Raw genomic sequence first — 19,097 nt, 5'->3', positions numbered from 1 at the left:
TTTCGTTGGTTTTAACTTTATTTGAGAAAACTTGTTTCGTAAACAAAATTAATGTCCAAATATCAACTATCGCTCTTGTGTAATTTTGCTCAGCCTCCAAGAACCGCTAAAAGGCCCGGGCAAATAACCGTTTTCTGTGGAATTTCGCCAAATCCGCCCGCCGCTGCGCCCAGATTTTCCGGCTTTCTTTTTGTCTTTTAAGGTAAGGGGCGCGCCGCCGGGACGGGAAAAGTTTTCCCCTGCGCCCTTTTTGTCCCGGCGTTTTTTTCGCCCCGGCGCCCCCAAAACGGCGGCGGCGCCCTGCAAAAAGCGCGGGGGGCGGCAGTTTTCCGTTTTTGTTTCTTTTTTGTTACTTTTTCCATTTTCTGCGCCCTGTCCCTGCTGGGGTCAGGGCGCCACTTGTATTCTGCCTCGTTGTATTGCTATAATGTGTGGCAGCACCCACCGCGGCGACCGGCTGCGGCAGAGCAAAAAGAAAGGACCGCGCCCGCCACGGCCTTTTTAGAGATCCTGCGCTTGAGGTGCCGTGGAGGGTGGGTCCGTAAAAATTAAGTGTTCTTTCTATTTTTTCTTCGCAAAATAGTTAAAAAGCTTTGTTAATATTACCTCTAATGCCAATTAATTAAGTTATCCTGCATTTATAGATCAGTTCATTCTTGTTAACCTTATTCAGGAGGTGAACAGAATGATCAATACGCTCGACTATGAGAAGCTCCGCGCCCAGATCAGGACCCGGCGGGTGCGGAATCACTGGCGGCAAGCGGATCTGGCCGAGCGCATCGACGTGACCCCCGCCTATATCAGCCGCATCGAAACAGGCAAGGACCGGCCCTCGCTGAGCATCCTGTACCGCATGTCCCAGGTCTTTGAATGCACGGTGGACGACCTGATCGGCGCGGACACGCGGGAGGCCGGCAGTTACCTGATCGCCACCATCAAGTCCCGCGCTGAAAAGGCGAGCGATCCGCAGCGGCGCAAGATCCTGCGGATGATCGAGCTTCTCGTGGCAGAGGACGTCAGCGTGGATTAGAGGAAGGCGGAGTGAAGATTTGCTGTTTCTGTCGCTGTTCACAGACCCGGAGGAACGGGATCTGTTCGTCTACCTTTTCAAAAGATACGAGAGGATGCTGCGCTCAAAGGCGCTCAAGATCGTACACAACCCATCCGATGCGGAGGATTGCGTCGCCACTGCCTTTGAGCGGGTGGGCCGGCTGCTGGCGGCTGACCCGGGCAGGCTGAAAGAGTTCGGCGTGCCCCGCGCGGTGAGCTATCTCGTCGCCGCGGTGACCAACGAGGCCAAGAACCTGGTGGGCTGCAGCGCCTACCGCACCAAGGCGGACTTTTCTTTTGAGGACGCCCACGGGCTTTCCGACGAGGGTGCGTCTGTGGAGGAACTGGCCATCCGGCGGGAGGATCACCAGCAATTGGTGGAGCTGGTCAACGGTCTGGCGGAAAAGTACCGCACGCCGCTGGTGATGCACTTTTACCTGCAGCTGTCCGACAAGGAGATCGCGCAGGCGCTGTCCATCAGTGAAAATTATGTCTCGGTGCTGTGCCATCGCGGCCGCGAGCTGCTGAAGCGCCAGCTGAAAGACCTGCGGGAAAAGGAGGGTCAGGTATGAGCGGCAAGGGACCGTCCTCTTTTGACGACGAGCTGTTTGACCTTATGCTGCGGCACGCGGTCATCGAGTCGGCGCAGGCGCAGGCCCAGCAGGTGATGGACGCGGCCCCTGCGGCCGAAGACCCGTTTCCGCCCTCGGAAAGATATCTGCGGCGGATAGAAAGGGCACACCGCCGCCAAAAGCGCGCGCTGTTTGTACAGCTTCACCGGCGGGCGCTCAAAACCGCGGCCTCGGTGCTGCTGGTGCTGTTTGGGCTGGCGGCCACCTCGTTTGTGACGGTGAGCGCCGTGCGGGCGGGCTTTTTGAACTTTCTGCTGGGCGAAGCGTCGGACCACACCAAGGTCATGCTCAGCGACGCGGCCGAGGGGTACGATCTGGCCAACCTGCCGGAGGGCTGGGACGCGATCTACATCCCCACTTATTTGCCGGAGGGGTTTCAACTGGATAAAGTTACTATAGGGAAAGAAGCTGTCATCGCTCAATACATAGATGGAAAAAACAGATATATCACGATTACACAATGGAATCGTCCTGATGTTTCCATATTTTTAGATAATGAACATGGTCAGCTGCAACCTCACACAGTAAACGACAATGCGGCCTTGATACGAAGTGATGGAACAGACACATCAATCGCCTGGACCAAAGATGATTATAGTTTTTTAGTTATGTCCTCTCTTTCTCAAAATGACTTATTGAACACTTGCGAGTCTTTAAAAAAGTATGAAAAAGAGTTATCATAGGAAAAGAAAATTTTCCCAATATAAAAAGGAGGCCCTTTATGTTAAAAAAGTCTGTCAGTGTATGTTTTTCCGTTCTCTTATTGTTGTTGACGCTTTGTGCGCCCGTGAGCGCCGCTGCCCTTGACGAGGATACCGCAACGCCGCGTTATACCCATTTTGGTGCTGTTTCTATTAACCTTTCTATTGACGCTCTCGGTTGTGCCACCGCCACTGGAGTTATCCAGGGCCGTCCCGGCGTGACGACCGGGATCAAAGCGGTCCTGCAAAAGTACAATAATAGCAACGGCACTTGGAGCGATATCAAAACTTTCAATGCCAGCAGTACTGATTTTAATTGTTTGCTGTCCGGCTCTTATTACGTCGCCCGCGGCACTTACCGCGTCTATGCCGAGTTTTATGCGTTCAACAACACCGGCGTCTGCGTGGAGATTGCCAGCGGCTACTCCCCCATCAAAGATTACTAAGTCAATCTTTTCTGTTCGCCCGGGCGCGGCCGTTTGGCCGCGCCTTTTTTGTCACTTTTGCCGCCCGGGCTTTCTGCCGCGTGCGTTTCTGCCCATCGGGGCCAAAGACGAAGCCGAAGGTGCGGAATGTCGGGACGCGCTGGGGGCAGTTTCCCTGCGCGTTCCCCGCGCATTTCCCTCCCGCCGGGGCGATGTGTCCCTTTTTTCTTCCCTGCACCTCTCATTTTTCTTCCGGCAGCCGTCCCGCGCGGCTGCCTTTTTTGTGTTCTTTTGCTTTCAAACTGGCAAAATCAAAATTTTTTTAAAAAATTCTCCACTTTCGTGTCATATTTTGTCTTTTGATTTGTCTATACTATGCCAGCCTCTCTCCAGAGCGGCAAAAGACCGTTTTTTTATTTTTCCGCGTTCCAAAACTCAAAAAGGGGGGATCCAAGATGATAAATTACAGGCCAAAAAATGAGGCATTTTCCACAATAGGAAGTATGTCTCGTTTTCACCAGCCTCGGGGCAGGCTAAAATCGCTGACGGGAGGTTTTTCATGTCTATCAACAGGAGTTTTTCGGGGAAACTGTATGACTACCGGGTCCGGCACGGACTGACGCAAAAAGACATGGCGGAGCTTTGCGGTCTTTCGCTTCGCCATTATCAGGATCTGGAGATCGGGCGTTCTTTGCCCAAGCTGGAGAACGCCGTGAGGATGGCTGCCATTTTGGACATCAGTTTAGATTCCCTGAAAGGGGAATTCAGAGGAGAGGTCGAATCTATTGACATATCGCTACACGATTTTTGAACAGCAGCTCTTTGAAGAACATATCGGCTATTACCGCACCTTTGGCATTGAGGGATGTGTGCGGACCGACAGCGGCTGGCAGCCCTGCATCCGGCTGCCGGACGTCTCTGTCGACCGCGAATTTGCCCACTGGCTGGCCGGGCGCTGCACCAGCAGCCAAATCTCCCCGGTCCATTTAAAAGACGCCGTGCTGGACGCGCTTCCCTGACCGCCCCTGCCGGCAAGATCTCCCGCACCGCTGCCGGCGGGCCCGCCCCTCTCCCCTTTTGATCTTCCCCTTTTTGAGCCCAGCGGAAACAAGAAGAGAGCGGCCTCAAACCGAGGCCGCTCTCTTTTTGCCGTTTTTTCACTGCCGGTCAGGCCAGCACGGCCTGACCCACCAGATAGTCCAGCACCTTGCGGTTGAGCACCGTCATGCGCACGAAGCCGTCGCCGTAATTTTTGGTGTAGCTGCTGTAATCATCCAGATACATAAAATCCTTGAAATAAGCGGCCACGTCCTCTTCGCTGACGTCAATGTCCGCATCCTCGGCCACCGCCTGCATCACCAGCCCCTGCAGCGCCTGATCTTTCAGGTCGTCGGCATATTTTTCGCCCAGTTCCTCCCGGTCCGACACCCCCACCGAGGAGAGCGCCTGCTCCAGCGTCATGCCGTAGCTCTGGGCCGCCATCTTATACTCCGCCATGGTGCGGTCCAGCTGATAATCGATCATGCTTTGGGGCACCTCGCTCACCTTTGCCTGATCCAGCAGCGTGGTCCACAGGTATTGGGCCGTGGCGTTCCACTGCAGATCGCTGCGCAGCTGGGCCAGCAGCTCGTCAGCCGTCTGCCAGCCGTAGGTCTCGGTCAGGTTTTCTTTCACGAACTCGTCGGTCAGCTCCGGCGTCACCTTTTCCTCGATATAGTTGACCGTGGTGGCAAACACCGCGTCTTTGCCGCTCAGGTCGGGGTTGGGGGTGTAGTCGTCGGGGAAAGTGACCTCCACGTCAAAGCTGTCGCCCGGCTTGTGGCCGATCAGCTGCTCGAGGAAATCGTCGATGTAAGAGGTGACGCCGATGGTGACGCTGGTGCCCGCGCCCTGCGTGCTGCCGCCCTCAAACTCGGTGCCGTCCACTTTGCCCACATAGTCGATGTTGACGGTGTCGCCGTCCTTTACCTCCCGGTCCAGCACCTGGTTGGTGGTGGCATAGCTGGACAGCATGCTCTGCACCTGCGCGTCCACATCCTCTTCCTTGATGGTGTGTACGTCGGCGGGCACCTCGAGCCCCTTGTAATCCCCCAGATCCACCAGATCCAGGGCGGTGATGCCCTCCCAGCGGCCGTGCTCGTCCAGCCCGTCGCTATAGTTGAAATCCGCGCTGCCCGCCCCGCTGCCGGACGCGCCCGAAGACGCGCCGCCGCCGCAGCCGGTGAGCACGCCCGCCGACAGTGCGGCGGCAAGCAAAAGGGCAAGCGTTTTTTTGGTCAGGTTCATACTGCAACTCCTCAAAATGATTTTCACCCGCGCCGCGCACCGCGCGCGCCGGGACCGGCCCGCCGTCCTGCCGGGCAGCTGCAAGGCCGATAAGCCGATAAGCCGATAAGCCGATAAGCCGATAAGCCGATAAATTGTATTATACACCTTTTGATGATAAAATGAGTAGGTTTTTTGTGAATTTTAACCTGTCGCCGCCCTCCGCGTCCCGCTCTGCCCGCCGGGCGGGCCCGGCAGGCGCGGCCTTTTGCGGCTTTTGCGGCAAATTTCTTGCACCGGCGCCGAAAATCCCGTATAATAGCATTCAGTGCCAACTGAAAAAATTACTGTCAAGGGAGATTTCCTATGGATGTACTTTTGATCGTCGCCTGCTTCTACTTTGCGTTCAGCCAGGCAAAAGCCCTCGTCGATTATGGCAATCAGCCCTGGGAGCTGGTCCATTATCTGCTGCTGTTCCTCACCCTTGCCCTGGCCGGGCTGGGGCTGTGGCGCTCTTGGATGTATTACAAGGATTGGAAATACAAAAAGGAACACCCCGAAGAGGCCGAGGTCCTTGGCGCCGGCGAGGCCGTGGAAGAGGACGCGGACGACGCGGAGGAAGAGGGCGACGGGGAGGAAGAGGCCGCAGAGGTCTCCGCCCTGCCCGAGGCGGAGGAAGCTGCGGACGGCGAGGAGCCGAAAGAAGAGCAATGACCTTTTGCGGGCCGCGGGGCCCGCTGCCCGCACGGCTTTCAGCGGGACGGACGGCCGCTGTGCCGCGCAGATCGGATGAGAACAGCCCTGTGCGCCGCCGGGACGGAGTTTTCCGTCCACAGCGGGCCGCAGGGCTTTTTCACTCATCTTTTTTGGTATTCCGCTGCGCCTGCGCTTATAATAAGGACAAAACCTCCCTTTTGCGCCGGCCCTGAAGCCCCGGGGGCCGCGAGGTCGTTTTATGGGCAGAACGGCGCTGCTTCGCCGGGAAAGTGAGAGGGCGTTTGCCATGAGACCAGCTCTGAGCCAACAGCAGACAGAAGAATTCATCAGCCTTGCGGGGGAGGTGCTTGCCAACCCCCTGGTGCGCGGCATGTCTGCCTACATCCAGCACGGGCAGACCAGCTGCCTTGCCCACAGCGTGGCGGTGGCCTGGTACAGCTTTGCCGTCTACAAACGGCTGGGCCTGCACGGACAGGAGCGCGCTCTGGTGCGCGGGGCGCTGCTGCACGATTTTTTCCTCTATGACTGGCACGAGCCCGGTCACCCGCGCCTGCACGGCTTCACCCACCCCGGCGCGGCGGCCCGCAACGCCGTGCGCTATTTCGGCATCAGCGGCCTGGAAGAGGATATCATCCGCAAGCATATGTGGCCGCTCACCGTGCTGCCGCCCCTGCACCGGGCCGCGCTTATCGTCTCGCTGGTAGACAAGGTGTGCACGGTGGCGGAGGTATTCGGCCACAGCTACCGGCCTCTATTGCTGCGCTGCGCGCTCTGAGGGCCGCCGCCCGTCTTCGCGAGGAGGAGTTTTCCCATTCTCGCAAGGGGACATTCCCTGTTCCCGTGCGGGCCGCCGTCCGCTCTCTCTGCCCCGCCCCTCATCTTTGTTTTCAAGCGTCCCTCCCCCGCGCCGTGGCGCGGCGGGAGGGGCGCTTTTTTTGAGCGACGCACTGTTCCGCCGCCCACTTTACAAAAACATTACAGGATACTGCGCCAAATAGGATTGCTTTTTTCTCCCACTTTTCTTTATAATAAAAACATACAACTTTATTTATTTTAAAAGTTGTCACTTATCATAAAAAGGAGGCGATCCCATGGATCACAAATTGGTGTTGGCCGCATCGCTGGGCAACTGCGTCCATGTGGCGGGGGCGATCCATTTTCTCGAGCTGGCGGCAGACGAGGGCTATGAAACGCTTTTTCTCGGCCCGGCCGTCGGCGTGGACGCGCTGCTGCGTCAGGTGCGGCAGCTGCGCCCGGCTATGGTCGCGGTGGGGTACCGCCTCACGCCGGACAACGTGGAACCCCTGCTGGACGCCCTGATCGCCGGGGACCGCCAGCTGGAACAGCATCCCCGCTGGGTTTTCGGGGGCACCCGCCCGGTGGCGGAACGGGCGGCCCGGCGGGGTTTCTTTGAAAAGGTCTTTTACGGGACCGAGGAGATGGATGAGACCATCGCTTTCCTGCGCGGGGCGGACCCTGCCTCCGGCGGAACGGCTCCGGCGGACGACCTGCTGGCGCGGCTGGCGCAGAAAAGCCCTTATCCCCTGCTGCGGCACCATTTTGGGCTGCCGGACTTTGCCGCCACAGAGGCGGGCATCGGCGAGATCGCGCGGGCGGGCGTGCTGGATGTGATCTCCCTGGGGCCGGACCAGAATACCCAGCAATATTTTTTCCATCCCGAGCAGCGGGACCCCGCCATGGACGGCGCGGGCGGGGTGCCGGTGCGCACCCCGCAGGACTTTTGCCGCCTCAAGGCCGCTTCCCGCCAGGGCAATGCGCCGCTGATGCGCTGTTACAGCGGCACGGCGGACGTCTTCCAGTTTGCAGAGCTGCTGCACCGCACCATCCGCAACGCCTGGTGCGCGGTGCCGCTCTGCTGGTACAACGAGCTGGACGGCCGCGGGGCGCGCCCGCTGGAGGTCTCGGTGAGGGAGGCGCAGGCTTTGATGGCCTGGCACGGGCGACGGGGCATCCCGGTGGAGGCCAACGAGCCGCACCACTGGGGGCTGCGGGACGCCCATGACGTGATCTCGGTGGTCATGGCCTATGTGGCGGCTTACAATGCCAAGCGGGCCGGGGTGCGCGATTACATCTCCCAATATATGTTCAACGTGCCGGGTTCCATGGGGTTTGCAATGGATCTTGCCAAAGCGCTGGCCATGCGGGAACTGGTGGAATCGCTGGCGGACGACAGCTTCCGCCCCCTGCGGCAGGTCCGCGCCGGGCTGCCCTTCCTGTCCGGCGATCTGGACGTGGCCAAGGGCCAGCTGGCGGCGTCCACCTTTTCCTCTATGGCGCTGGGGCCCCACATCATCCACGTGGTGGGCTACAGCGAAGCGGAGCATGCCGCCGGCCCGGCGGTGGTGATCGAAAGCTGCAAGATCGTGCGGGGGGTGGTGCGCTCGGTGCTCTACGGCGCGGCGGACCCCGCCGCTGACGGGCTGGTGCAGCAGCGCCGGGCCCGGCTGTTGGAAGAGGCCCGCTTTCTGCTGGCATTCATCCGGCGGCTGTACGGCGGCGTTTCGGCCGATCCCCTGGCGGACCCCGCCGTTCTGGCCGACTGCATCCGGCGCGGCATCCTGGACGCGCCCCATATCCTGAAAAACGAAAAATTCCGCGGCCTGTTGGAGACGCGGGTGGTGGCGGGCAGCTGCCTTGCCTGGGACAGCCGGGAAAGGCGCCCGCTCACTGAGGCGCAGCGGCTGGACCGGCTGGCGGCCGCAGGCAATCTGGAGGGGGCCGGCGCCCTGCCGGCCCGCAGCCCCCAAAGCGCGCGGTGACGCCCGCGGGGAGAAAGGAGCGCACAATGGCATTGAATGAAAACCGGGTGGCCGTCATCAGCTCGGGCAACGGCGGGCAGTCCATGGCCGCCTGGTACGCCCTGCACGGCTGGGAGGTGCGGCTGTACGCCCGCGAGGCGGAGCGGGTGGCCATGTTCCCCTCCGCCGAATTTATCCTCTCCGGCGCGGTCAGCGGCCGGGCGCCTTTGCAGCTGATTTCCTGCGAGATGGAAAAGGTCCTGCAGGACGCGGCCCTCATCATGGTGACCACCCCGGCCCAATATCACGCAGTGATCGCCCGCGCCATGGCCCCCTGGCTGCGGGACGGGCAGACGGTGGTGCTCAACCCGGGGCGCACCTTTGGCGTGCTGGAATTTGACGCGGTGCTGCGGGAAAACGGCTGCCGCGCCCGCCTGCGGCTGGCGGAGACGGACACCTTTGTCTTTACCTGCCGCTGTGAACAGGTGGGCCGGCCGGTGATCCACCGGGTCAAGGACTGCCTGAAAGTGGCCGCGCTCGCCCCGGCCGACACCCTGCCGGTGACCGCGATGCTGCGGCGGGCCTTTCCCACCGCCTGCCCGGCGGGCGGCATTCTGGACACCGGCCTGTCCAACATGGGGATGCTGTTCCACCCGGTGCCCGCGCTGATGAACCTGGTGCGCATCGAGGCCGGAGAGCGGTTTCGCTATTATCACGAGGGCATCTCCCCGCTGGTGGCGGAGATGCTGGAGCGTCTGGACGCCGAGCGGATGGCCCTGGCCCGCGCGGTGGGGGCGCCGGTGCTGCCGGTGCTGGACTGGCTGCGCAGCAAATACGGCTCTGCAGGCGGCACCCTTTACGACGCTTTGCAGGACACCAACGCCTATGCCGAGGTCTATGGCCCGGGCGACACCCACACCCGCTACATTTATGAGGATGTGCCCACCGGCTGCGTGCCGATGCTGGCGCTGGGACGCCGCCTGGGCCTGCCAATGCCGCTGACCGCGTCGGTGGTGGGCTGGGCCTCCGCCGTCTGCGGGGTGGACTTTTATGCCCGGGGCCGCAACGAAAAGCGGATCGACCTGACCGCCCTGCTGGAGGGCGCGGGCGCGACCGCGTGACCCGGGGCGCAAAGCGGCGGAACAGACGAGAGGACCGGGGCGGGAGAGCACTTTCTCCCCGCCCCGGTCCTCTCGTTTGATCGTTTTCAGAAGCGCTCCCGGAAGCGCCGCTCATACTCCTCGCGCAGCCCCCCGCGAAAATCGGGGTGCGCGATGCCGATCAGCGCCCGGGCCCGCTGGCGCAGCGTTTTGCCTCTCAGCTCGGCAGTGCCGTATTCGGTGACCACATAGCCCACGTCATAGCGGCTGGTGGTCACCGCCGCGCCCTCGTCGATCAGCGGCACGATCTTGCTGATGGCGCCGTGGGCGGCGGTGGAGGGCATGGCCATGATCGACCTTCCCCCGCGGCTCATATTGGCCCCGCGCACAAAGTCCACCTGGCCGCCCACCCCGCTGATCTGCCGCAGCCCCACCGAGGTGGAGACCACCTGCCCCATCAGATCCACCTGTACGCAGGAGTTGATCGAGACCAGGTTGTCGTTCTGCGCGATGACGCGGGGGTCGTTTACATAGTCCACCGGGTACATCTCCACCTCCGGGTTGTCGTGTACATAGTCGTACAGCCGCCGGGTCCCCATCAAAAAGGTGACCACGCTCTTGCCGGGGTGAAAATTCTTGCGCGCGTTGGTGATGACCCCCGCCTCCACCAGCTCCACCACGCCGTCCGAGAACATCTCGGAGTGGATGCCCAGATCCTTTTTGTCTTTCAAAAAGAGCAGAACGGCGTCCGGAATGGCCCCGATGCCCAGCTGCAGGGTGTCGCCGTCCCGGATCAGGGAGGCGCAGTGCCTGCCGATGGCCCGCTCCACCTCGCCCACGGCGGGCGGCGGCAGCTCCAAAATGGGCTCATCCGCTTCCACCACCGCGTCCAGCCGGCTCACGTGGATGAAAGAATCGCCCAGCGTGCGCGGCATGCGGGGGTTGATCTGCGCCAGCACCACCCTTGCGGCCTCGGCGGCCGGCTTGGTGTAATCCACCGCCACGCCGAAGCTGCAATAGCCGTGGCTGTCCGGCGGCGAAAGCTGCACCAGCGCCACGTCCGGCGACAGGCTGCCCCGCAGCAGGGCGGGGATCTCGGAGAAGTAGACCGGGGTCACGTCGGCGCGCCCCTCCTCCACCGCTTTGCGGGTGTTTGCGCCCACAAAAAGGGCGTTGTGGCGGAAGTGGCCCTCCATCTCCGGCCTGCAGTAGGGCGAATCCCCCATGGCGATCATGTGAACGACCTCCACGTCCCGCAGGCGGGGCGCGTCCGCCGTCATCGCCTCGATCAGGCGGGCGGGTTCGGACACCGCGTGCCCCACCACCACCCGGTCGCCCGACTGGATCTTTTTTACCGCCTGTGCGGCGGTACATTTCTTCTGTTCATAAAGCGTCGTCCAGTGCAATCCTTTCAGCTCCCTTTGCCGTTTCTTGGCCCTGCTCTTCCCCCTGCGCCCGCAGCCAGCGGCAGAGCGCGTCCCAGCCGGCCGGCGCGCAGAGGACAAAAGCGCGCGCGCCGGGGGAGGGCCGGGCGCAGCGGCGCTCGCAGCCGCACACCAGCACCTCCCGCCCGCAGGGGCCGCCTGCCGCCCCAAAAACGAACTCCAGCCCGGGAAACGCCCCCGGTAGCCGCCGGGCCAGGGCGGCGCGGTCATACCGCGGGTTGCAGCCGCCGCAGTAGCGCACCCGCACCCTCATCCCGGCCGCCGCGCCCGCAGCAGGCGGCGCGCCTCGTCCATCAGATCGTCGCCGACCCCCTGCTCCAGTTCTACCGCGCACAGGCCGTCCACCGCCGCGCAGAGCTCTTTCTCCACCAGCTGGCGGGTGGTGAGGGCGGCCGAGGGGCAGCTGCTGCAGGCGCCGGTGAGCCGCACCCGCAGAACGCCGCCGCGCAGACAGACCAGTTCCACGCCGCCCCCGTGCAGCCGCAGGCGCGGGCGCACCCGCTCATCCAGCGCGCGCTCTATCTCCTGCCGCAGTGCTTCCATACCGGTTCACTCCGCAACGCGGGCGATCTTTTTCGCCAGCGCTTTTTTCATCGGCAGGTTGCCCTGCCGCGCGATCATGACCCGCTGCGCCTGCGGCGAGCCCGCGCCGTGCAGCGACTCGGTGCGGTAGCCCACAGCCGCCGTGCCAAGGCAGAGGTTTTCGATCAGCCTCAGGATCCGCAGGCGGTTTTCCACGCTCACGCCCGGGGCGGCTTTGAAGTATTTTTCCACATAAGGCCCGATCTTCTCGTCCCTCAGGTCGGCCTCCGAGGGGGCGGTGACCACCACGCCGCCGGCGATGTCCTCTGCCAGCCGCGCGATCTCGTAGGGGAAGCGGGTCACGTTCTGCTTGCAGACGTTGGCCAGCAGCAGGTCGATGATGTAGCTGCCCGCCTCGGTGGGATGCCCCTCTGCCGAACAGGCGATGCCGCAGCAGTACAGCGTCTCGTTGAGATGGGTCATCTCGATCAGCTTATCCCGGATATGGCTGGCCCGCGGCACGCCGTTGTAATCCGCCGCCACGGCCGCCGCGCCGATCAGCACGTCGCCCACGCCCACCTTGCAGCCGCCGTAGCTCTGGCGGTGATAACCGGCAAAGCGCTCCACCAGCATGCCGGCAAACTCGGTCTCGCCGTTCAGGAAAATACGTTCGTTGGGCACGAACACGTCGTCGAACACCATCAGCGCTTCCACGCCGCCAAACTCGGCGTTGCCCACGTCGATGTCCCCGTTTTCCAGCTTGCGGGTGTCGCAGCTCTGGCGGCCGATGACCATAAACAGCCCCGGCGTGTTCATCGGCACGGCAAAGGACACCGCGTAGTCCCGGTCCTCCGGCTTCATGGCGATGGTGGGCATGATGATGACCTCGTGCGAGTTCAGCGCCCCGGTCTGGTGCGCTTTTGCGCCCCGCACCACAATGCCGTCCGCACGCCGCTCCACCACCCGCAGGTAGAGGTCGGGGTCCTCCTGCTCGTGAGGCGCTTTGGACCGGTCGCCCTTGGGGTCGGTCATGGCGCCGTCCACGGTCAGGTCCCGCCGCTGCACATCGAACATGAATTTTTTGAAGTTTTCGTGATAGGAGGTGCCGTATTTTTTGTCCACCTCAAAGCTGGTGCTGTACACCGCGTTGAAAGCGTCCATGCCCACGCAGCGCTGAAAGCAGGCCGCCGTCTGCTGGCCCAGCAGACGCTGCATCTTCACCTTTTTCACCAGATCTTCGGCGCTGCGGTGGATGTGGGTGAACCGGTTGATCCGCTCTCCCGTCTCGGGCGCCACCGCGGTCATCAGGTCCTCATATTCGGCCAGCTGCGCCAGATCATAGGTCATGCGCACCGAATTCAGCGAGGGCCTCAGGATGGGGTCCTCCACCGGGTCCTCCACCCGCCTGCCGAACATATAGACCTCCATCTTCAGGCGCCGGATGCTCTCGATATATTCTTCCCCCGTCATCAGGGACATGGCGATCATCTCTTTTCCCAGGATTTTTTGGCCGCGGGACTCACCAGGCGTTGCCCACCTTTTCCGCAAAGCCGAACAGGTCTTTAAACTCCAGTTCGGTGCCGTCGTCCAGCACCGCTTTGCCGCTGAACAGGCCGAACACCTGATGCTGGCCGGAATTATAGTCGCCCACCGACAGGCCGGACTGGCGGTCGTGCACGGGCACAAAGTCCATGTCCAGACGGCCGTCGCTGGATTCGAATTTCCACGGCTTCATGTAGTTTTCATCCGGCAATGTCAGCTTCAGATCCCCGATCACATCCCCGGGGATGCGGAAGATCACATCTTCCAGCTTGTTGGCTTTGCGGTCGTAAAAGACAATATTCTCGGTGGCGCTCGAAGTGTCCCCGAAGCCGTGCCCGATGTTGAAACCGAAAGGCTTGCCGTTCAGCATCGTGCTGCAGGAGCCCCAGTACCACTGGTTCACATGCTCCCAGATACCGCGGCCCCAGTCGTTGGTCCCCATCGCCGTCTCTTTGTGGAAGCGGTAGGTCTTGCCCTCAAACTCCATCGTGCCCTCTACCGGCATGCAGTTGACCTTATAATTGTAATAGAACAGGTTGGGGTCGGTCTTGTAGGGGATGACCATGACCGTCTTGTCCCCCTGCGGCACCGTAAAGACCAGGTCGGCGCAAAGATCCTGTCCCGGCGTGAAATTTTTATAGGCGATGCGCACATGGCAGGTGTCCCCCTGCTTTTCATAGATGCCCTCGGCGGTGGCCGTCCGGTAGTGGGTGGTGCTGTAGACGTCCCGCGGCATGGACAGCCCCTCGCTGCCCTCGGCGATCCACAGATCGGACTCGCAGATATGCCGCCCCCCGGCAAAGTCGATGAAATGTACTGAAAGGCGCGAGGTGGAACCCACATTGGCCATCGAGAGGCCCAGCGCGTAGTCCCGCTCCAGCGCGAGAAAATACTCCCATTCCCGGATGTCCTTTTCCGGCACCTGGATGGCGTCGCGGTTGTACTCCAGCAGATAATCCCGGGACCAGCCCGCCTCGATGACGCGGCCGTTTTCATCCAGCAGCGGATGTCGTGTCGTGATCTCGTGTTGCATCTGTCACAGCTCCTTTTTTCTGATCTCTGGCGCCGCCCTGAAAGCGGCGCAAAAAAGCGCGGGCGCGCCGCGCGCCCCGGCGGCGCGCCCGCGACGGTCTTTTTTTGGCAACGGGGGCCGCCGCGGCGGCCCCCGTTGTCGGAGGTTTCTAAAAAGGCCCGTGGGGATGCTGCGGGCCGTTCTAGCAAGAATTACAGGCCCAGGTACGCCTCCTTGACCCTGTCGTTGTTGAGCAGTTCCTGCCCGGTGCCCTCCATGGTGATCTTGCCGCTCTCCAGCACATAGGCGCGGTCGGCGATGCGCAGCGCCTGCCGCGCGTTCTGCTCGATCAGAAGGATGCTCATGCCGGTGGCGTTGAGCTGTTTGATGGTCTTGAACAGCTCCTCCACCACCAGCGGCGCAAGGCCCAGGGACAGCTCGTCGATCATCATGATCCTGGGGTCGCTCATCAGGCCGCGGGCGATGGAGATCATCTGCTGCTCGCCGCCGGAAAAGGTGCTGGCGATGCGTCCCTCATACTTTTTCAGCACCGGAAACATCGCGTAGCAGCGCTCCAGATTGTCCAGCACCCTCTTTTTGTCCTTGCGGTAGTGATAGGCCCCCATCAGCAGGTTCTCACGCGCGGTCAGCTCGGGGAAAAGCTGCCGTCCCTCCGGCACCATGCACAGGCCCTCGCCCGCCCCGTCGTGGGAAGCCTGGTTCGTGATCTCCCGGCCGCAGAACTCCACTTTGCCCGCGGCGCAGGGGTTCATGCCGCAGATGGTGCGCAGCAGGGTGGACTTGCCCGCCCCGTTGGCGCCGACCACGACGACGAGCTCCCCCTCGTTGACCCCCAGGCTGACGTCCTGCAGGATCTGAAGGCCGCCCAGCACCACTTCAAGGTTGCTGATCTGCAGTAACATCATAATCATCTCCTAAATAAGCTTTGATAACCTTGGGGTCGCTGGTGACCTCGGCCGGGCTGCCGCTGGCGATGATCTGGCCGTATTCCAGCACATAGATCTTGTCGCACAGGCTCATGATCACCTTGAGCACATGCTCGACGATGAGCAGCGTGATGCCCAGCTCCCGGTTGACCTTTTTCACGTATTCCAGGATATAGCCCACCTCGGTGGGCACCAGGCCCGCGAACAGCTCGTCGAGCAGCAGCATCTGCGGCTGGGTGGCCAGCGCCGCCGCCAGCTCGGCCTTTTTGCGCTCGTACATATTCAGCTTTGAGATCTTGACGGTCTGCTTTTCGGCCAGGCCCACAAACCCGATCATCTCACGGGCATAGGCCAGCGCCTCTTTTTTGCTTTTGCGGCGGCAGTAGGCCCCCACCAGCACCGACTCTTCCAGCGTCATGTCCGCAAAGGACTGCGCCTTTTGAAACGTGCAGGCGATGCCCGCCTTGCACACATGGTTCGGCTCCAGGTTGGTGATCTCCCGGCCGTCGAACCAGATGTGGCCGCTGTCGATCTTGTTGAAACCGGAAATGGATTTGAACAGCGTGGACTTGCCCGCGCCGTTGGGGCCGATGAGGCCCACGATCTGTCCTTTTTCCACCTCGACGTTCACGTCTTTGTTTGCCACAAGGCCGCCGAACGCGATAGTCGAATTTTCCACCTTGAAAAACATCGCGGTACCTCCTCTCCTATTTCTGCGCTTTCGCTGCGGCTTTTTTGTTCTCCACGCTGCGCGCGTCGGTCTCTTTGGGCTGGAAGATCTTGCTGCCCATGATCCCCTTGGGCTTGAGCAGCGCCATCACGATGAGCACCAGCGCGTAGACCACCACCGCAAAGGAGGCGAATTTGCTGGGCATGACGCCACGCACCAGCTCGTCAAAGACGATCAGCCAGCAGCCCATGACCGGGCCCCAGACGTTGCCCAGGCCGCCCACCATGCAGACCATGATGATGCGCAGCGAGATGGTGGAGGCAAACACCTCGGGGGTGTTGGCCATCATGTAAAAGGCGTAGAACGCGCCCATGATGGAGGCCATCATGGCGCTGATGATCACCGCCAGGATGCGCCAGCCGCGGATGTTGGAGCCCAGCGAGACGGCCAGGTCCGGGTTCTCCTTGAGCGCGACAAAGTTGGTGCCGATGCGGCTTTTGCGCACCCATACAAAGATCAGCATCATCAGGATGGCCAGGCCCAGCACCAAAAAGTAGAGGGCGCGGCGGCTCATCAGGTATTCGCGCGGCATGGACAGCCCCAGCGCGTACCCGGTAAAGGACATCTGCCCCGCCAGCGTGTAGATGATGGCGTGCAGCGCGATGAGGGCCATCGTGAAATACAGCCCGGAGAGCTTTGACCCCACGAAGCCGACGATCAGCGCCATCACCACATTGGCCGCCAGGCCCAGCAGGATGCCGCCCACCACCGGCAGCCCCAGTTTGGTCATGCCGATGGTCATGCCGTACACGCCCAGGCCGAAGAAGAGGGCGTGGGCGATGGAGAACAGCCCCGACATGCCCGAGAGCAGGTTCCACGACTCGCCCAGGCCGATGTACATCAGCACCAGGATGGCGATGTTCATATAGCGCCGGTTGCCCCACACGGGGATAAAGATGACCAGCGCCACCAGGAGAACGAGCAGTAAAGTCTTGATATTCAGATAGTCTTTCAGATCTTTTTTCATCACAGCTCACTCCCCTCCCTTAAATCGAACGCGCGACGTTCTGTTTTCTGGTAAAGATCCCATGCGGCCGTGCCAGCAGGATGATCACGAACAGGCCGTAAAGGATGGGGGTGCGGAACTGCGCCCCCAGCAGGCCGACGATGAGCTGTTCCAGTACGCCCACCAGAATGCCCGACATGAACGCGCCGGACAGATTGCCCAGGCCCGCCGAGACGCAGACGATGAAAGCGATGGACTGCATGCGGTCGCCGTAGGCCGGCTCCACCTGATACATGCTCATCAGCATGATGCCGGCGACGGCGATCAGGATATAGCTCAGCGCAAAGGCCAGGTCCAGCGTGCGGGCGCCCTTGACGCCCATGAGGGTCGCCACCTCTTTGTTCTGCACGACCGCCCGGATGGAGCGCCCCGTCCAGGTCTTGCTCAGGAACATCTGGAACGTGATGAGGATGACCGCGGACATCACAAAGCAGATGAGCTGGGTGCGGCCGATGCTGATGGAATCGGTGAAGAAGATGCGGGTCTCAAGAATGCCGAAATCGCGCGGATAACTGGTAAAGACAAAGTCCACCAGATTGATGATGATGAGGCTGAGGCCCATGGTGCAGAGGATCTGCGTGTTGCGGTCATGCCGCCAGAGCACGGTCTTGCGCATGAGAAAGCCCAGGCAGATGTCCATGACCAGCACGATCAGGACAGCGATGGGCAGCGGGATGTTCCACTCCCGGATGGAAAAATAGGTGATATACATCGACAGCATGATGCTGGCGCCGTAGGCGAAGTTTGCAAACTTCAGCGCCCCGCACTGAAAGCTCCAGGCGCTGGAGACCAGGCCGTACACGCCGCCGATACAGATGCCGTTGAGAACGTACCCCAGTATCGCCGAACCCATTTAAAAACCTCCTTAATCCGGCAGAGCGGGCCGCGGGCCCGCTCTGCCAAACCATCAAAAAATCAGTGTGTTCAGCCCTTCCAGGGAATGACGGCCTCGTCGGTCTTCAAAAAGTCGGGGAAGACGCACTTCAGCTCGCCGTCGACCCACTGGTTGACCACGAACTGGTTGGCCAGCGTATTGTTGTTCAGCTCGTCGAAATCAACGCCCCAGTACCATACCAGATCGCCCTCTTCGGCCTTGAAGTTTTTCAGCGCCTCGGCCAGCTTGGCGGTGTCATCCCAGTCGGCCGGGTCCATGGTCTCCAGCACCTTGAAATAGATCTGCATGCCGCCGTAGGCCTGCAGCGCGTGGGCCAGGGGCTTGTGGCCGTACTTCGCCTCAAAATCCTCGCGGAACTTGGTGATTCCCGGGGCGGCGCCCTCGGCGATGTAGGGGGTGGTGTAGGACTGGGTCAGGATGCCGTCGGTGATCTCGTTGCCCAGGTCGGCAAAGTTGGGGGTATCATAATAGCAGCCGGCGCCCAGGGTCACATTGGGGGTGTAATTCATCTCGTGCAGTTTTTTCTGGAACGGGGTGCCGTCCGCAGCGCCCTGGATAGGGATCAGGATGTCGTAGTCGGTGTTCATCAGCTTGGTCACGATCGCCGAGAAGTCGGTGGTGTCGTCGGGATAATTCTCCTCCAGCGCGATGGTGACGCCGTGCGCGGCCGCGTACTCTTTCATGGGATCGGCCACGTGGGACAGGCGGGTGGTGTAGACCAGCGCGACTTTCAGCTGGTCGGCGGGGACGTTGAGATACTGTTCGCCGATGCCGATCGCCTGCTCCATGACGCCGCTGCCGAACGCGGTCACGTTGGCGCCGCCGCGGAAGAAATAGTCGCTGGGGCCCTGTATCAGGTCATAGTCCCAGGCCAGCGAGAGATACAGCACCTTCATCTCGTCGCACATCGCGGCAAAGGTGCGGTCGGAGATGCAGCCGTAGCCGGACAGGAACACGCGGGAGCCCTCGTTGTACAGCCGCTCGAACTCGGAGACGGTGGCGTCGGTGTTGGGGCCGTCGGCAAAGACCAGCTCGATCTTGCGGCCGTTGACCTCGCCGCCCTGATGCTCCAGGGCCAGCTCGGCGCCGTACTGGTACTCGTGACCGCCGAACGAGTTGTTGCCGGTCAGCTGGGTGATCATCGAGATCTTGAACGGGGGAAGCTCGCCGCCCGCTGCGGCGCCGCTGCTGCCCGCGCCCGCCGCGGAGGAGGGATCGCTGCCGCCGCAGGCGGCAAGGGAGATGGCCAGACATCCGGCCAGCAGAAGTGACATCGTTTTTTTGAACATGTTTTGCCTCCTTGAATTCTTCTTTTATTGAGCTATATGCGATCGGGCACGCCCTTGTGC

Annotated in this window: 22 protein-coding genes; 11 read left to right on the top strand and 11 right to left on the bottom strand. The window is 61.5% G+C overall.

Annotation, left to right across the window (positions count from 1 at the left end; all coding sequences use genetic code 11):
* Window positions 1-685: 685 nt before the first annotated feature.
* The 7 genes from H8S23_RS08385 to H8S23_RS08355 all read left to right on the top strand — a co-directional run bounded on the left by H8S23_RS08385 (window position 686) and on the right by H8S23_RS08355 (window position 3,827).
* Window positions 686-1,030 (top strand): helix-turn-helix transcriptional regulator, encoded by a 345-nt coding sequence (locus H8S23_RS08385; RefSeq protein ID WP_186887872.1) that lies wholly within the window; start codon window positions 686-688, stop codon window positions 1,028-1,030.
* 19 nt (window positions 1,031-1,049) lie between these two features.
* Window positions 1,050-1,622 (top strand): RNA polymerase sigma factor, encoded by a 573-nt coding sequence (locus H8S23_RS08380; protein WP_186887871.1) that lies wholly within the window; start codon window positions 1,050-1,052, stop codon window positions 1,620-1,622.
* Entirely contained in the window at window positions 1,619-2,365 is a 747-nt protein-coding gene (locus tag H8S23_RS08375; protein ID WP_186887870.1) for a DUF4367 domain-containing protein, read from the top strand. Before H8S23_RS08380 ends, H8S23_RS08375 begins: the two co-directional genes overlap by 4 nt.
* Window positions 2,366-2,403: 38 nt before the next feature.
* Window positions 2,404-2,829, top strand: coding sequence for a hypothetical protein (locus H8S23_RS08370; protein WP_186887869.1), 426 nt, complete (start codon window positions 2,404-2,406; stop codon window positions 2,827-2,829).
* Complete coding sequence (locus H8S23_RS08365) at window positions 2,795-3,289, top strand: hypothetical protein (RefSeq protein ID WP_186887868.1); 495 nt, start codon at window positions 2,795-2,797, stop codon at window positions 3,287-3,289. Before H8S23_RS08370 ends, H8S23_RS08365 begins: the two co-directional genes overlap by 35 nt.
* A 78-nt stretch (window positions 3,290-3,367) precedes the next feature.
* A complete protein-coding gene (locus H8S23_RS08360; protein ID WP_186887867.1) occupies window positions 3,368-3,619 on the top strand; it encodes a helix-turn-helix transcriptional regulator in 252 nt (83 codons plus the stop codon).
* Window positions 3,594-3,827 (top strand): DUF6514 family protein, encoded by a 234-nt coding sequence (locus tag H8S23_RS08355; protein ID WP_186887866.1) that lies wholly within the window; start codon window positions 3,594-3,596, stop codon window positions 3,825-3,827. Before H8S23_RS08360 ends, H8S23_RS08355 begins: the two co-directional genes overlap by 26 nt.
* Before the next feature lie 148 nt (window positions 3,828-3,975).
* Here H8S23_RS08355 and tig read toward each other — a convergent pair whose 3' ends face one another.
* The gene (gene tig / locus H8S23_RS08350; RefSeq protein WP_186887865.1) at window positions 3,976-5,094 is read right to left on the bottom strand and encodes a trigger factor; all 1,119 of its coding nucleotides are present in this window, start codon (window positions 5,092-5,094) and stop codon (window positions 3,976-3,978) included.
* 345 nt (window positions 5,095-5,439) lie between these two features.
* Between tig and H8S23_RS08345 the strand changes: the two genes are divergently transcribed.
* The 4 genes from H8S23_RS08345 to H8S23_RS08330 all read left to right on the top strand — a co-directional run bounded on the left by H8S23_RS08345 (window position 5,440) and on the right by H8S23_RS08330 (window position 9,670).
* A complete protein-coding gene (locus H8S23_RS08345) occupies window positions 5,440-5,787 on the top strand; it encodes a hypothetical protein (RefSeq protein ID WP_186887864.1) in 348 nt (115 codons plus the stop codon).
* Window positions 5,788-6,076: 289 nt separating this feature from the next.
* Window positions 6,077-6,565 carry an HD domain-containing protein gene (locus H8S23_RS08340; RefSeq protein WP_186887863.1) on the top strand — a complete coding sequence of 163 codons (489 nt, stop codon included), beginning with the start codon at window positions 6,077-6,079 and terminating at the stop codon, window positions 6,563-6,565.
* Window positions 6,566-6,881: 316 nt separating this feature from the next.
* The gene (locus tag H8S23_RS08335) at window positions 6,882-8,570 is read left to right on the top strand and encodes a methionine synthase (protein ID WP_186887862.1); all 1,689 of its coding nucleotides are present in this window, start codon (window positions 6,882-6,884) and stop codon (window positions 8,568-8,570) included.
* Between the two features lie 26 nt (window positions 8,571-8,596).
* Window positions 8,597-9,670, top strand: a complete 1,074-nt coding sequence (locus H8S23_RS08330) for an NAD/NADP-dependent octopine/nopaline dehydrogenase family protein (protein WP_186887861.1) — start codon at window positions 8,597-8,599, stop codon at window positions 9,668-9,670.
* An 86-nt stretch (window positions 9,671-9,756) separates the two neighbouring features.
* Here H8S23_RS08330 and H8S23_RS08325 read toward each other — a convergent pair whose 3' ends face one another.
* From H8S23_RS08325 to H8S23_RS08285, 10 genes are all read right to left on the bottom strand, one after another.
* Window positions 9,757-11,055: an acetyl-CoA hydrolase/transferase family protein gene (locus H8S23_RS08325; RefSeq protein WP_207721113.1), complete on the bottom strand. Its 1,299-nt coding sequence runs from the start codon at window positions 11,053-11,055 to the stop codon at window positions 9,757-9,759.
* Window positions 11,033-11,347 carry a SelT/SelW/SelH family protein gene (locus H8S23_RS13845; RefSeq protein WP_207721112.1) on the bottom strand — a complete coding sequence of 105 codons (315 nt, stop codon included), beginning with the start codon at window positions 11,345-11,347 and terminating at the stop codon, window positions 11,033-11,035. The genes H8S23_RS08325 and H8S23_RS13845 overlap by 23 nt, the downstream gene beginning before the upstream one ends.
* Window positions 11,344-11,637, bottom strand: a complete 294-nt coding sequence (locus H8S23_RS08320; RefSeq protein ID WP_186887859.1) for a NifU family protein — start codon at window positions 11,635-11,637, stop codon at window positions 11,344-11,346. The genes H8S23_RS13845 and H8S23_RS08320 overlap by 4 nt, the downstream gene beginning before the upstream one ends.
* Window positions 11,638-11,643: 6 nt before the next feature.
* Window positions 11,644-13,095 carry a 4-hydroxyphenylacetate 3-hydroxylase family protein gene (locus H8S23_RS08315; protein ID WP_186887858.1) on the bottom strand — a complete coding sequence of 484 codons (1,452 nt, stop codon included), beginning with the start codon at window positions 13,093-13,095 and terminating at the stop codon, window positions 11,644-11,646.
* A 40-nt stretch (window positions 13,096-13,135) separates the two neighbouring features.
* On the bottom strand, window positions 13,136-14,191 hold the full coding sequence (locus H8S23_RS08310) for a DUF2804 domain-containing protein (protein ID WP_186887857.1): 1,056 nt from the start codon (window positions 14,189-14,191) through the stop codon (window positions 13,136-13,138).
* Window positions 14,192-14,382: 191 nt separating this feature from the next.
* Window positions 14,383-15,096, bottom strand: a complete 714-nt coding sequence (locus tag H8S23_RS08305; protein WP_186887856.1) for an ABC transporter ATP-binding protein — start codon at window positions 15,094-15,096, stop codon at window positions 14,383-14,385.
* The gene (locus H8S23_RS08300; RefSeq protein WP_186887855.1) at window positions 15,068-15,808 is read right to left on the bottom strand and encodes an ABC transporter ATP-binding protein; all 741 of its coding nucleotides are present in this window, start codon (window positions 15,806-15,808) and stop codon (window positions 15,068-15,070) included. The genes H8S23_RS08305 and H8S23_RS08300 overlap by 29 nt, the downstream gene beginning before the upstream one ends.
* A 16-nt stretch (window positions 15,809-15,824) precedes the next feature.
* Window positions 15,825-16,814, bottom strand: coding sequence for a branched-chain amino acid ABC transporter permease (locus H8S23_RS08295; RefSeq protein ID WP_186887854.1), 990 nt, complete (start codon window positions 16,812-16,814; stop codon window positions 15,825-15,827).
* A 19-nt stretch (window positions 16,815-16,833) separates the two neighbouring features.
* Window positions 16,834-17,706: a branched-chain amino acid ABC transporter permease gene (locus tag H8S23_RS08290; protein WP_186887853.1), complete on the bottom strand. Its 873-nt coding sequence runs from the start codon at window positions 17,704-17,706 to the stop codon at window positions 16,834-16,836.
* Window positions 17,707-17,777: 71 nt separating this feature from the next.
* Window positions 17,778-19,037 carry an ABC transporter substrate-binding protein gene (locus H8S23_RS08285; RefSeq protein ID WP_186887852.1) on the bottom strand — a complete coding sequence of 420 codons (1,260 nt, stop codon included), beginning with the start codon at window positions 19,035-19,037 and terminating at the stop codon, window positions 17,778-17,780.
* Window positions 19,038-19,097 lie beyond the last annotated feature (60 nt).

Origin of the sequence: Anaerofilum hominis (genome assembly GCF_014287275.1) — a bacterium.
GTDB classification, from domain to species: Bacteria; Bacillota; Clostridia; order Oscillospirales; family Ruminococcaceae; genus Pygmaiobacter; species Pygmaiobacter hominis.
The sequence above is the reverse complement of the archived record's forward strand: the minus strand, read 5'-3'. Positions and strand labels throughout refer to the sequence as shown.